This window comes from Halospina denitrificans, assembly GCF_004364635.1.
GTDB lineage: Bacteria > Pseudomonadota > Gammaproteobacteria > Pseudomonadales > Oleiphilaceae > Halospina > Halospina denitrificans.
This window is the reverse complement of sequence record NZ_SOAX01000001.1, coordinates 39,764-52,515: the sequence shown is the minus strand read 5'-3', so window position 1 is coordinate 52,515 and position 12,752 is coordinate 39,764. Positions and strand designations below refer to the sequence as shown.

Sequence of the window (12,752 nt, the reverse complement as noted above, 5' to 3'; positions counted from 1 at the left end):
GTCAAGAAGAAAGGAGCTAATCAATGCAAACCAATACCTACCTCGACTTCGGTGGCCTCAAGGGTGAAGCGACTGCTGAGGATTACAAGGATCTGATCACAGTGGACACCCTGGACTTCAACGTTCACCGCGAAATCGCTGCCCCGACCGGCACCGCGATGGACCGTGAAGCCTCCGCGACCCGCCTTGGTGATATCACTATTACCAAGAAGCAGGACAAGGCATCCCCCGATCTCTTCAAGGAAGCCACTATTGGCAAGGGTAAGCCGGCAACGCTCTACCTCACCAAGCAGGGCGACAAGATCGAAGAAATCATGAAGATCGAACTCTCCGATGCCATGATCTCCGACTACAACGTCTCTGTTGAGGGCGATCGTCCGCAGGAGTCCATCACCATCAGCTACACCGAGATGACCATGTCCGTCACTCCGACTGACGACACCAACGCGGCCACTGCTCCGCTGGTCTACGGTTACAGCGGTGTTAAGGGCCAGCAGCTCTAAGAATGGCGCAAGCCATTGTTTACTGGAGAGGGCTCTGCCCTCTCCGTATCTGTTTGACCGACCAGGATGGCGCAGAGGTTCATGGCAACGGAACAGCAGCATCACCATCTCAAGATTCAGAGCTCACTGGGTAAAGACGCCCTGGCGCTTGAAAGCATCAGGGTCAGCGATGGCATGTCCCGGCTGTTCGAGATAACAGTCCGGTTCGTGGCCAATAAGCGGATCAGTGACATGCAGGGCCAGGTGGGAGAAGAGGTGACAATCAGCCTCACACTCAGCGGCCAGGCGAAAGCCAAGGAGCGCTACTTCCATGGCCACATCCGCACCATCTGTGAGCTGGGCAAGCCATTGCACAACAAGGACGGGCAGCGCTACGAAGCGGTGATCGTGCCCCGTGCCTGGTCCGCCCAGAACCGCACCAACTGTCGCATCTTCCAGGACGAGACCGCGGCGGATATCGTGGAAACCGTGCTGAGCGAACATGACGTTGATCTCACCAAGAAGATTGACGGCGAACTTCATACCTACAAATACTGCGTCCAGTACAACGAAACCGACTGGGCATTCGTGTGCCGGCTTCTGGCCCAGGAAGGTCTGTTCTTCTACTTTGAACACAGCAAGTCCGGCCACAAAATGGTGATCTCGGACAACGTGAACGCCTACCAACCCGCGGAAGAGAACAAGGTCGTTTTCCGGTCTGGCAGCACCGGCGACTGTCGCATTGCCAGCTGGTACACAGGGCATCGGGCCACGCCCAACGCCATGGTGGAGCAGGGCTTTGACTTCACCAAGCCCAAGGAAAGCATCGAGGACCCGACCGAAGAAAAGGTCCCCGGCAAGGCATTCGGGGGGCGGGAACTTTTCCGCTATATCGGCGAGGATGCGCCGCTGAACGAGAACACCAAACTGGCCAAGACACACCTCCAGGGCTTGGCGCAGGACGCGAGTCTTTTCCAGGGCACGACCAATTACCCCTCATTTGGCGTCGGCCTCACCTTCGAGTTCAGGGAACATGAGGACGCTATTCCATCCCATAACGAATTCGTGATCACGGAGATGGAACTCACCGCCAGCGCGCCCATCAACAGCGATGGCGGTTCACGTGGTGCAGCAGTCAGTTTCAACACCACCTTCGAGTGCATCCCCACGGATAAGGTCTACGTCCCGACACGTATCAAGAAGCCTTCCATACCCGGCGTCCAGACAGCCACCGTTACCGTTGGCTCTGGCGAGGAACTCCACGTGGACGAGCACGGACGAGTCAAGGTCCAGTTCCACTGGGACCGGGAAGGCAAGAACAACCACAAGAGTTCCTGCTGGATCCGCGTGGCCCAGAGCTGGGCCGGTGACGGCTTCGGCGCCCAGTTCCTGCCCCGGGAAGGCCAGGAAGTGATGGTGGAGTTCGTCAATGGCGACCCGGACCAGCCGCTGATCACCGGTACCGTATACAACGGCGACAACCGGATGCCCTATTCACCCAAGGACCAGTTCAACTCCTCGGGCATCCGCTCGCGCTCGACCACCAAGGGCGGCAAGGACAACTACAGCGAGATCCGGTTCGACGACGACAAGGGCGAGGAACTGCTGGTCCTGCATGCGGAAAAGGACCATGAGCTGACCGTCGAGAACGACGAAACCGACGACGTTGGCAACAACCGGAAAACCAAGGTCGGCAATGACGATAACCTTGCCGTCAAGAACAACCAGACGGTGGACATTACCGGGGATCAGAAGACCGACATTGGCGGCAGCCAGACCATCAAGGCGGGCAAGAGCGTCACCGTCGATGCCGGCACCAGCATCACGCTCCAAACCGGCGCCGCGACGATCACGCTGGAGAGTTCCGGAGCCATCTCCATCGAGGGAACCCAGATCAGCCTCAATGGCACAACCATCGCCCTGAAGGGGGCGAGCATCAGCCTTAACTAAGGTGCAGGGATAGCGAAAAGGGATTCAACGGATGCTCAGACGCGAACACCAGTTCAGGGCGAACCTCGGACGCATCTACTCGTTCACCCGGGGTCTGCGCATGGACGACAATGGCGACTTTCGCCGCCCGGACGTCCTGGCGTGCGAAGCCTATGCCCGCCAGACGCTGGACAGCATCGTCCGCGGCCCCGACGACCCCTTCGGGTATCGCCTGCAGGAACTCTGGCTCGACGTCTTCCAGCGCCCTTGGGACCAGCCCACGGACCTGGATGAACTGCTCGCGGATCTTGCCGAAAAGGTTGGGAACGGGGAGCTCAAGGTTTATCTGGAGTATGACCCGAATGATTGCGTGTTTGACGTGTCAGGCGCTGGGATCCGGAAGACAGGTTCCGATGCAGAGAGTGGTTCTGGAGAGGCGGATGAGGCGCGCACACAGAAAGCTGGTGGGAGTACAAACGAAGAGGGACCATTGGCCCCCTCGAATGGTGAATCACCACACCCGGGGTTGCACAATAAGGAATGGCCAAAAAAGGGCGGGATTAAGTCGGAGGGTTTCCAAACCCGTCGCGAAGTGGACATGGATGACTTGTCAGAGTCTGAGAAGCAAGCTGTTGCGCAACTGGAGGAACAAGGTTGGGATGAGCAGAAAACTAGAGAGATCCTGGGGTCGGGAAGCGATTTCCGTACCAAGGAGCTGCAGCAGGGAGACAAGTTATACGGGGTGACTTCTAAAGGATTTGCCAAGAACCTCGAGACTTCGCCCTATTGGCTCGATGAGGAAGGTTTCGCGGAACTTAAGGATAAACACTATCGAGATGGAGCCTGGGATCGGGAGGCTGTCAAAAACGAGCTTGCACTACCCTGCTTTAATCGAGCTGATGCTATTGATATTGCTGAAGTCACGGAACCAATGAATGCAGTAGAGTCTGAAATCGGAAAAGCCACCGAGCTGATCAGCTATACGGACTCGGACGGCAGTACTGGATTGATCCCGAAAATGATGAGCGGTGGCGGTACTCAACTCGCGCCGAATCCTAGCAAGCTGAAAAGCGTAGTGAGCCAAAAATGATGAGTGGTGATGAGCGTAAAGGCGATGTTATTGAGGTTTGTAACGTACTTTTAGAAAAATTGGGCGACTTCCCTCAGACCGACTCTACTCCGGAGGGGCGCATGGTATCTCAGCTTAGATGGCTTAAAGAGCGAGCTGAGGCCGGGGAGTTAGATCTGCCTGTTGATCCTCGGTACATCGGAACACTTCGATACGTTTATACCGAGGGGGCATTGGCTCGACTTTCAGACTCTTATGAGGAATATGTTCGAGAAATCGAGGTTCCTTTGTATCGCCTGATGGCTCTTACGAAGGACGGCTCTTTGCTGGCAAAGCGTTCTTATTACCCCTATGCAGCACGCTGCGTGAATAAGCTGGTAAATATTCTGACCAGTCCGCAAAGTCGTACGCTATCGCCAAGCGAGAGTGCGGCTATACCTGAGCTCGAGGCTCTTGAGGAAAAGCTTAAAAATGAGGAGATTGAGCCTCCTGTCCTGGGCTGGAGAAAGTCTTCGGCGTTTGGCAATTTTCGGAAGGTTTACTCACTGGCAGGCAGCAGTATTGATGATCTTCCCAGGGCAAAAGAAATAACTCGATTGGTGGTGGATTTCGTTTTCAATGGGAAACGGCCAGCTAGTTGGAATACCCCTGAAGCAGCAGACCAACAAACCGCGTTTTCTGATTAGTTTTTACCACCAGGGCACAATATCTGGAACCAGCAAGTTATGGAAGACGAACTAGCGCTTTACCTGAACCAGAGGGCCGAGCTGATCATCAGCGATGACGCGGACCTCGGCCAGCTCAGAAAACAGGATCGCAAGCTTCTTTCCGCCATGGATCGCGGGCAGCTGGAATCACCCCTGGCCCAGCGCGAAGGCGCGGACGAGGCGTTGCTGGAAGCGCTGGAAACGGATCCTGAACAGAACGCCCTGTTGCTGGAAGCGCGGGATCGTATCTGGCCCGGTGAGCTCGCCAGAGTTCAGCAGCAGCTGATCGCGCAGGAAGGGGACAGGGGTGCTGCCTGGTGGCTGGCTGCTCATTATTCCCATCTGCCCTGTCCGGAGGATTTCCCCTCGGCCTGGTTCTCTCAGGTCTGGGCGGCACGGGCCCTGTATCGGCGGGGAAAGATTGAGGAATTGCCGGAGCCCTGGTCGCTTTGGGTCGGGGCCCAGTCGGAGGGAGTGGCGGTAAAGGAAGCCGCGATCGCGCTCTGGGAAGCGGGTGATGGGGCTCTCTGGGAACACTGGCTGCCACGTCTACTGGTGGCGTCCGATTCGGATGGTGCCTCGGCGCTGGTTAATGGTCTGGCGCCATATTTGACGGATGAGGAACTGATCCAGCTTATGGGCATGAGCTGCCAGAGCCGCTTCCTGCCCTGGCTGGCGAGCTTCCGGCACGATGAAGAGTTGAAAGAGATGGCCCTTCGGGAAGTCCGGTGGCTTACCGGGGATCAACAGAAGCGTCACCAGGGCCGGCAGTGCTGGGGCGAGGACATTTCGGAAGCGCCCTGGCAGCAGCTTTTTCAGTCCCTGCCGCTGGGGTTCCGGAGTCGGCTCTGGCACTGGTGTGCTGATGCGGTTGAGGGCGCCTCGAACTCGTTGCAGGGAGGACGATGGTGCGCTGGCAACTGACGTCGATTGAGGGACAACTGGGAGCATGGCCTGCGGCCGACCTCCTGGCGCCCGGCCTGACGAATTCGCCCCTGATGCCGGATGAGCAGGGACAGTGCCTGATTGAGCCGAAGACGGAGGTTTCCGACAAGGAGCGCCTCTGGTCTTGGATCCAGCCATTGCTCCGTGCCGACAAGCCGAACTGGGTGCTCCTTCCGGAGGCCCAGCGTCCTAACCGGGAGTGGTGGGAAGCGCATCTGAGCGATATCGCTGAACCGGGCTTCGGACGAGGCGCGGCGGCGCTGGCACTGAGCCAGCTCAACCGGCTGGCGACCCCCGGACGTCTCATAGCGGCGCATGCGCCTGAGGAAGGCTGCGAGGGCATTGAAGGGGTGTTGGCCCTGGAGTGGGCACCGTCGGACAGGGGCATGACCTTTGACCTGACCCGCATGGACGGGCGCCTGGATGGCAAGACCGACGTGGGGGCCCTGCTGAACCTGGGCCGTGAAACCGTCAGCCAGCCGGAAGCACTTCTGTGCCCGGGCACCGGTGGCGATGGCTACCTGGAACGACTGCTGCCTTTTCTCACTGAACTGGGCCCCTGGGCGCGCCCGGAAGTGCGCTGGGAATTCCCGGAGGCACGGCTTGGGCGCCTCGGTGTGGTGGGCAGCCTCTATGGCTGGGCCTGGCTGGAAGCGGGGTACCGGCTGGGGGACTGGAGCGGCCCTTGCGCCGTCATGGAAATGGATGAAAGCCACCTGGTGGGGCTGTCAGTCGTCAGCTGGCACGAATGAACAATCTGAGCTGAGCAAGGGAACGCATGAGCCAATCAAAGCCCATTGAAATCATTGCGGATAACGGTGATGCCTATGTCTTCGGTCTGTCCGAGGTGTCGGGGCCCGGTGACGTGGTAACTCATGAATCCAAGCAGGGCTGGAAGAAGTGGTTGGGCGACCTCTTCAGTTTCACATTCTTTGATCGCGTCCAGGAGTGGGAGATTCTGCTGCAACAGGCTGGAGATACCGATCCAGTCCAACGGCCCGCCGGGACATTTGAGCGCGTGGCACCGCTGATCAATGAAGGCACTATCCAGGTCTGGCGGCGGTGCAATTCCAATTCCTCTACCAACCAGAAAAAACCGGCCGAGGGTGAACCCGCCTCGCAAATGCGTTCCCAAACCGCTGCAGGGTCCGGGAGCGGGGGAGCGGCTGCCGACGGATCGACGGCCGAGTCCCAGGGAGCCACCCACGAGGACCCCGGTCCCACCACCGTGGAAATGCAGTCCAAGGGTGATCCGGTTTCTCCTGTTACCGGCGAGGAAATCCTCATTCTGGATGATTTTTCGGTGGTGGCTCCCATGCCTTTTCATTGGCGCCGTCGTTACCGCTCTCGCCAAACCGACAGGGACCTTGGCCTTGGAGCCGGCTGGTCCGTTGATTGCCTGCGGCTGATCTGGGAAGACGAGGAGGCAATTTGGGTACTTGATCACGAGGCACGCCCAATCCGCTTCCCCTCTCTTTTAAAGGGTGGCATCGCCTGGCAGGCGGCGGCGGGTCTGCGCCTGGAGCGCAAGCAGGATGACCAGATGATCCTCACCGAACCCGATGGGCGAGTGTGGATAATGGCGCTGGCGGGCGACCAGCTGTGGTGGCCGGTCAGCGTCCAGAACAGCATGGGGCATCAGTGGCAGTTCGGTTACGACGAAGGGCTGAGATTGGCGCGGATCGAAGTGTCGCAGCAGAGAAGCATTGAGTTTGTGTACGGGGCTGAAAACCGTATTCAACAGATCCAGCTGCGCCAGGGCGAGACGAAACAGGTACTGGCCAGCTACCGCTACGATGGTGTCGGCAACCTGATCGCCGCGACCACTGATACGGGCATCGAGCGCTACGGCTACAATGGCCACCAGATTGCCAATCGCGAACTGCCCACCGGCTATCATTTCCTCTTTCATTGGGACGATGATGGGCCCGAGGCACGGTGCGTGCGAACCCATGGCGAGGACGGCGATTACGACTTCCAGTTCAACTACCAGCCCGAGTATTACCTCACGCTGGTGACCAATGCCTTAGGCCAGACCCAGGCTTTTCACTACGACGAGCGCGATCGCATTGTTGGCCGTCAGGATCCGGATGGCAGTGTCCATCAATGGGCCTATGACGAGCAGGGACGGCTAATTGCTCATCGTCTGCCTGATGGCCGCACCACCAGCTATGACTACGACAACCGAGGTTTGTTGGTCCGCGAGCGCCTGCCCGACGGACGCGAACACCGCTGGCATTACAACGCTCTGGGGTTTTGTACGGCCGAGACCATGCCCGACGGGAGTTCCATCCGGCGGCAGTTTGACGCACTTGGCCGTATTTTGTGGCAACAGCGCGCCGACGGGAGCCAGTGGTACTACCATTACGATGCCCAGGGCTGGCCCAGCGAGACCGTCAGCGACACCGGCGAGGTTCGTCGCACCGGATTTGACAACGATGGCCAACTGTTGGCCGATGAACAGCAGGGCGTTCTGACCCGCTTTGCCTTCGACCACAGAGGCCGGATCGAGGGTCGGCTGGACCAGGATCGCGTGACCGAGTATGACTATGACGGTGCCAACATCAGCGCCATCCACCAGTATCCGGAAGCCGCTCTCGAGCAGCGTCGCAGTCGTTTCTACCAGTACGACAGCGCCGGCCGCCTGACCGGCTTTACCGCCGCTACGGGCGAAGTCCATGGTTTTGAGTACGGTAGACTGGCTCACCCCGAACGCTATCAGCGTCCGGACGGAAAATACGTCTTCTACCAGTACGACCAGGAACAGCGCCTCACCCAGGTGATCCGTCCCGATGGCGGCCAGTGGGGACTGGAATACGATAGTAAGGGCCAGGTCATTGCAAGCCGGGCTCCGGATGGCCGCTACGTCCGTTTCAGCTATGACGCCGCCGGCGACATCGTCCACCGTGAACAGGAGGGTGACTGGGTTCAGCACCTCAAGCGCGACGCCGGTGGTCGTGTCCTACAGCAGACTAGCCAAGGCCGAAACCGCGATCCGGTGCGCAAGCGCTTCCATTACGATGCCTACGGGCGTCGCACCCACGCAAACGTCGCTGACAGCACCCTCTCATGGAGCTACGACACGTTCGGCCGCGTTACCCATCATCAGCAGGGTGACCATGGGGTTCGTTACGACTACGGCTCAGGTCAGCAGTTGAAGGGGCTAACGCTGCCCGACGGTACCGCCATCACCTACGAGTATGACCGGCGGGGCCGCTGGAAAACCGTCTCCATTAATGCTGAAACGGCCATTGAGCGGGATTTCGACCCCCAGGGCCGGGAGCGCCATCGCGAGGCCGCGAATAACAAGCAGAGCCAGGTCTGGGACCGCTACGACTGTCTGGTGAAACGCCGTTGGCAGGCCTCCTCCGGGAACGACGAAACAAAAACCACCCGCACCCGGCGCTACCACTGGGACGCTGAATCGCGTCTGGAAGGCTTCAGCGATAGTGACGAGGGCGAGTGCACTTTTACACGCGACCCCCAGGGCCTGCTAATCGGTGAGAACGACCAGCGGTTCAGCTACGACAATGGTGGCAACCGCCTGCCCGACGACCACGCCGAACTCGAGCGCGACCGCCTTATCCAGACGGCCGATGCCCAGCGCCGCTACGATGAACTTGGGGCCGAGACAACAGTGCTCGGAGACAGCCCCGAATACCGGCGCTTCGACGCCGAAGGCCAACTGACACAGATCAAGCGTGAAGGGCTTCAGGTCCAGTACGGCTACGACGCTCTGAATCGCCGCGCTTGGCGCAAAAGCGCCGAGGGCACGACCAACTATCTATGGCATGGAGACGTGCTACTAGGCGAACACCGCCCGGACGGAATCTGGCAGTTCTATATCCGTGATCCCCAGACGGACGCACCGCTACTGACCCTGATCAACGGCACGCCCTATTACTATGAACTCGATTGGCGCTCCATGCCTATTCGGTTGTGGAGCGAAGAAGGCAATCTTGTTTGGAAGGCGAACGCTGACGCTTGGGGTAACTGTGATCCGGAAACACCCAACGGGCCTATCCATCAACCCATACGGATGCCGGGGCAGTTCGAAGATGAGTTGACTGGTTTATACAATAATCGGTTCAGGGACTATGATCCTACCACTGGACGGTATCTGACAGCTGATCCTATTGGCATTAAGGGTGGGCTCAACAGTTATCGATATACTAAAAATCCTGTGGATTATGTGGACCCCTTGGGTTTAAAAGACAAGCAGGTTGTCACCGGAGCAAATGCTGATCGGGGCGAAGAGGCGCCTCTGGAAGACGATATTCCAGATATGGCGGAGGTGCCAATAATTGGCGAAGGTGGCAGAGTGACCGGCTCACTTCCGATTAATACCAATATGGCAAGATTTGAACCACGGGACGTGCCGACTCCAATGCAACCCCATCAATCACCGAAATACTTCGATGTGAGCAAAGCCATGGAATACGGCCTTAAACGCGATTTTTATGATGCCTTATTCGTGGTCTCCGATGATAAATTAGATCGTCTAAGAAATCTTCGAGAAAAACAGGGCTACTTTGAGGATGACGTAGTATTGCGCCAAAAGACTCTTGGAAGTATTTTGAAAGAAAACCCCGATGCCAAAGTCTTGCGTGATTATAGGTTTGATGGGTCAGTCCTTGGAGATGATGGCGGGTATATAGTTGTTTCTAAAAAATCTAAGTATTAATGGTAAGAGTTAATTATTTATGAACACAGATTATTTAACAATGGCTGACGTCAATAGGATAACTAGAGAGTGTGATAATACAGAATTATTTAAAGAAAGATGGGGGAGCGATTACGTCGATCGTGCAATGGATTTTTGGGGAGATGTTCTAAATGCATATAGAAATGGTGAATCTGTAGATTTGACGAAAGAAGAAGCAATGTTTGTAGCCGTGTATCATTATGCTGTTGGAGGACATTTGCCAGGCGAGGATGATCCTATCCCTTTCTTTAAATGGATTTTAGAAATGGCTTGATTGTATGTACAGTTCCAGTATTCCACTGACACATGCTTCCGATGGAGCCCTTATTTAAGCAGGTTTTTCATCTGCTTTGTTGTCGTTGGTTTTGGGCTGTTTGGGCGGGCCCTTCTTGAATACGCAATAAGGTGACTGGCCACTCACGTTGCGACTCTGATGGCTAAGACGGAAGGAACTTACAAGTAATTGGGGTGAATGTCAGGGAAGGGTACCCGCTTTAAGGCTCCTCACACTCCATTCGAGATTGTTCCTGGCTTGCTTCTCCCGAGCTTCAAAAAAGCCTGGTGTCCGGTAAATCGCCGTCTGCCCCAGAAACGACTCAAGAACCTCCGTTCTTTTCCTGCGATACACGCCTTCCGGAACCCACTGGTACTCAAACCGCACCTGGCGTTCATAGTCTTCAAATCCCTGGCGGTTGGCGCCGAGGATGCTCAGGTCGATATCCAACAGGAAGCAGTCATCCCGGGTCTGTGGTTCGGACGGATGCTCGGTCACGCGGATCATCCGGGCCACTTCCTGTTGGCATTCCGCTGTTTCTCCCAACTCCGTCAGCTCCTTGGTGGCCATTTGCGCACTCTGTTCCTCGTTGTCATCGGCGCGCGGGTCGTAGATGACGTCGTGGTACCACAGGGCCAGCTCCATGGTCCGGGGGTTCTGCAGTTCTGGTTTGATGGTATCCAGCAGTTCCAGGCAGCTGAGGATATGATCAAAGGTGTGGTAGGCGCGGTGGGGTTCGGCGTAATGCGCGCGGAGGCGTTTATAGGCCTCGGTGGCCCGGGAATGAGTGTCTTCCGGGAAAAGGCTAAGCCAACGGTTCAGGGCCACGGTCACGTCTCCTGCCAGGTTAACCGGAAGTTTTTCATGGTGGCGCGGAACCAGGCAAGTAATGGCCGATCAAGGGTTACCGCCTAACTGGTTCGCAGCCGTGGCTTCACGCAGCAGCGCGCCCAATTGCCGCGTTGCGGGCCCGGCGCCATCGGGGTCTGCATAGGCCAGATAGAGGTTGCCCCAACGCTCCCCACCCTGCGCGAGGGGCAGGGGTAGCAGGCTGCCGTCATTGAGTTCGTCGCGGATGATGTCCTCCGCGAACCAGGCGAATCCCAGCCCCATGCAGGCGGCGCGGATGGAGGTGGCCTTGTGGCTCACGGTCCAGCGGTGTTCGGTGACTTCCCAGCCGCCGGAGCGTTCGCGGCGTGAGCCGCTGTCGCGCACGAACAGGTGGCGGTGCTGGCTGAGGTCGTCCATGGTCAGTTCTCTCCCCAGGTGGTGCAGGGGATGGGAGGGTGCTGCCACGGCGATGAAACGGACCTGCATCAGCGGATCGCCCACGAACCCTGACGGCACGCGCGAGCAAATGGCCAGATCCACTTGACCCTGTTCCAGCAACTCCTCGCCGCCGCCGAGCACGGTCTCGTAGAGTTCAATGCGGGTGTCGGGGAAAGACCCGGCAAAGGTTTCCAGGCACTGGAGCAGCAGCCAGGTGGGGTAGAGGATCTCCGCGCCCAGGCCCAGTTCCGCTTCCACGCCGGCGCCGAGACGGGCGGCGGTTTCCTCGAGCCGGCCTGCCTGTTCAATCAGGGCACGGCCGCGCCGATAGAGCACCCCGCCTGCCTGAGTAAGTACGGCACGGCGCCCCTCAATCCGGAAAACGGGCACATCCAGCTGGTCCTCAATACGCTGGATGGCGTAGCTGACGGAGGATTGCGTCTTGTGCAGCGCCTCCGCCGCACGGGCGTAGCTGCCCATGTCCACCACCGCCACGAGGGCTCGTCATTGGTCCAGGGAAATCCTTGGCGTCATATCAATCGTCTAATTTGATCAATTCAAGCAAATATTTCCGATTTTTTATCGAACTGGCTCATTGTTCAATAGGGGCACAGTCAAAAAGACGAGGAAACAGCCCCATGACAACGATTCTGCAACTGAACAACAGTGTTTTCGGCGACAATGGCCAGTCATCCCAACTGGCGGACGAATTTGTGGCGAAGCGGCTTGAGGCCGAGCCGAATGTTCGGGTCATCCGCAGGGATCTTGCCGCGGAGCCGGTTGATCATCTCAACGGGGAGCGTTTCAAGGCTGCTCTTACGTCCCCGGAAGAGCGATCCCCGGCGCAGGCCCGGGAAGCGGCGCTGGCCGACACCCTGATCGAGGAGCTTCAGGCGGCGGATGAGGTGGTAATTGCCGCGCCCACTTATAACTTCAACGTGGCCTCGACCCTCAAGGCCTGGTTTGATCATGTGGCGCGGGCGGGCACCACCTTCCGGTATACGGAGAACGGGCCCCAGGGGCTTTTGACCGGTAAGACGGCCTATGTGTTTGTCACCAGCGGGGGTCAGTATGCCGGCACTGATCTGGATTTCCAGAAGCCCTATATCCAGCATTTCCTGGGCTTTCTCGGGATCGGTAATGTCCATTTCGTTCGCGCGGAAGGCCTGGCAATGGGCGAACAGACCAGCCAGGCAGCGCTGACGGAGGCGGGAGAGGCCATGCAGAAGCTCGCGGCATAAGATCCTCGGGGAGGCTCGTCGGCCTCCCATTCCCTTCGCTCAGGCCTCTATCCGGCAGGCAGACGACCCGAACCGGGTCTATACTCCATTACTCGGAAAGATTGTTCACGCCCGGAGCCGTCACGGAAGAC

General features: G+C 58.0%; 11 protein-coding genes. 9 read left to right on the top strand and 2 right to left on the bottom strand.

The genetic code is table 11. From position 1 onward, the window contains the following. The first annotated feature begins 23 nt into the window (after nt 1–23). From DES49_RS00230 to DES49_RS00195, 8 genes are all read left to right on the top strand, one after another. Nucleotides 24–503 (top strand): Hcp family type VI secretion system effector, encoded by a 480-nt coding sequence (locus tag DES49_RS00230; RefSeq protein WP_133734385.1) that lies wholly within the window; start codon nt 24–26, stop codon nt 501–503. Between the two features lie 81 nt (nt 504–584). After that, nucleotides 585–2,432, top strand: a complete 1,848-nt coding sequence (locus tag DES49_RS00225; RefSeq protein ID WP_166645942.1) for a type VI secretion system Vgr family protein — start codon at nt 585–587, stop codon at nt 2,430–2,432. Nucleotides 2,433–2,463: 31 nt separating this feature from the next. Further along, nucleotides 2,464–3,501 (top strand): hypothetical protein, encoded by a 1,038-nt coding sequence (locus DES49_RS00220; RefSeq protein WP_133734383.1) that lies wholly within the window; start codon nt 2,464–2,466, stop codon nt 3,499–3,501. Further along, nucleotides 3,498–4,166: a hypothetical protein gene (locus DES49_RS00215; protein ID WP_133734382.1), complete on the top strand. Its 669-nt coding sequence runs from the start codon at nt 3,498–3,500 to the stop codon at nt 4,164–4,166. Before DES49_RS00220 ends, DES49_RS00215 begins: the two co-directional genes overlap by 4 nt. 39 nt (nt 4,167–4,205) lie before the next feature. After that, on the top strand, nt 4,206–5,111 hold the full coding sequence (locus DES49_RS00210) for a hypothetical protein (RefSeq protein WP_133734381.1): 906 nt from the start codon (nt 4,206–4,208) through the stop codon (nt 5,109–5,111). Next, the gene (locus DES49_RS00205; RefSeq protein ID WP_133734380.1) at nt 5,093–5,884 is read left to right on the top strand and encodes a hypothetical protein; all 792 of its coding nucleotides are present in this window, start codon (nt 5,093–5,095) and stop codon (nt 5,882–5,884) included. Before DES49_RS00210 ends, DES49_RS00205 begins: the two co-directional genes overlap by 19 nt. 26 nt (nt 5,885–5,910) lie before the next feature. Continuing rightward, nucleotides 5,911–9,816 carry an RHS repeat-associated core domain-containing protein gene (locus DES49_RS00200; protein ID WP_133734379.1) on the top strand — a complete coding sequence of 1,302 codons (3,906 nt, stop codon included), beginning with the start codon at nt 5,911–5,913 and terminating at the stop codon, nt 9,814–9,816. Nucleotides 9,817–9,835: 19 nt separating this feature from the next. Continuing rightward, a complete protein-coding gene (locus DES49_RS00195) occupies nt 9,836–10,111 on the top strand; it encodes a hypothetical protein (protein WP_133734378.1) in 276 nt (91 codons plus the stop codon). 201 nt (nt 10,112–10,312) lie between these two features. Here DES49_RS00195 and DES49_RS00190 read toward each other — a convergent pair whose 3' ends face one another. Both DES49_RS00190 and DES49_RS00185 read right to left on the bottom strand, forming a co-directional pair. After that, a complete protein-coding gene (locus tag DES49_RS00190) occupies nt 10,313–10,939 on the bottom strand; it encodes an HD domain-containing protein (RefSeq protein WP_166645941.1) in 627 nt (208 codons plus the stop codon). A 69-nt stretch (nt 10,940–11,008) separates the two neighbouring features. Continuing rightward, a complete protein-coding gene (locus DES49_RS00185) occupies nt 11,009–11,875 on the bottom strand; it encodes a LysR family transcriptional regulator (RefSeq protein WP_341776769.1) in 867 nt (288 codons plus the stop codon). A 143-nt stretch (nt 11,876–12,018) separates the two neighbouring features. Between DES49_RS00185 and DES49_RS00180 the strand changes: the two genes are divergently transcribed. Continuing rightward, nucleotides 12,019–12,621 carry an FMN-dependent NADH-azoreductase gene (locus DES49_RS00180; protein ID WP_133734376.1) on the top strand — a complete coding sequence of 201 codons (603 nt, stop codon included), beginning with the start codon at nt 12,019–12,021 and terminating at the stop codon, nt 12,619–12,621. The last annotated feature ends 131 nt before the right edge of the window (nt 12,622–12,752 follow it).

What these genes read in the sequence shown, in the direction of transcription:
- DES49_RS00230 (WP_133734385.1), top strand. Translation starts at nt 24, where the DNA reads ATGCAAACCAATACCTACCTCGACTTCGGTGGCCTCAAGGGTGAAGCG.
- DES49_RS00225 (WP_166645942.1), top strand. Translation starts at nt 585, where the DNA reads ATGGCAACGGAACAGCAGCATCACCATCTCAAGATTCAGAGCTCACTG.
- DES49_RS00220 (WP_133734383.1), top strand. Translation starts at nt 2,464, where the DNA reads ATGCTCAGACGCGAACACCAGTTCAGGGCGAACCTCGGACGCATCTAC.
- DES49_RS00215 (WP_133734382.1), top strand. Translation starts at nt 3,498, where the DNA reads ATGATGAGTGGTGATGAGCGTAAAGGCGATGTTATTGAGGTTTGTAAC.
- DES49_RS00210 (WP_133734381.1), top strand. Translation starts at nt 4,206, where the DNA reads ATGGAAGACGAACTAGCGCTTTACCTGAACCAGAGGGCCGAGCTGATC.
- DES49_RS00205 (WP_133734380.1), top strand. Translation starts at nt 5,093, where the DNA reads ATGGTGCGCTGGCAACTGACGTCGATTGAGGGACAACTGGGAGCATGG.
- DES49_RS00200 (WP_133734379.1), top strand. Translation starts at nt 5,911, where the DNA reads ATGAGCCAATCAAAGCCCATTGAAATCATTGCGGATAACGGTGATGCC.
- DES49_RS00195 (WP_133734378.1), top strand. Translation starts at nt 9,836, where the DNA reads ATGAACACAGATTATTTAACAATGGCTGACGTCAATAGGATAACTAGA.
- DES49_RS00180 (WP_133734376.1), top strand. Translation starts at nt 12,019, where the DNA reads ATGACAACGATTCTGCAACTGAACAACAGTGTTTTCGGCGACAATGGC.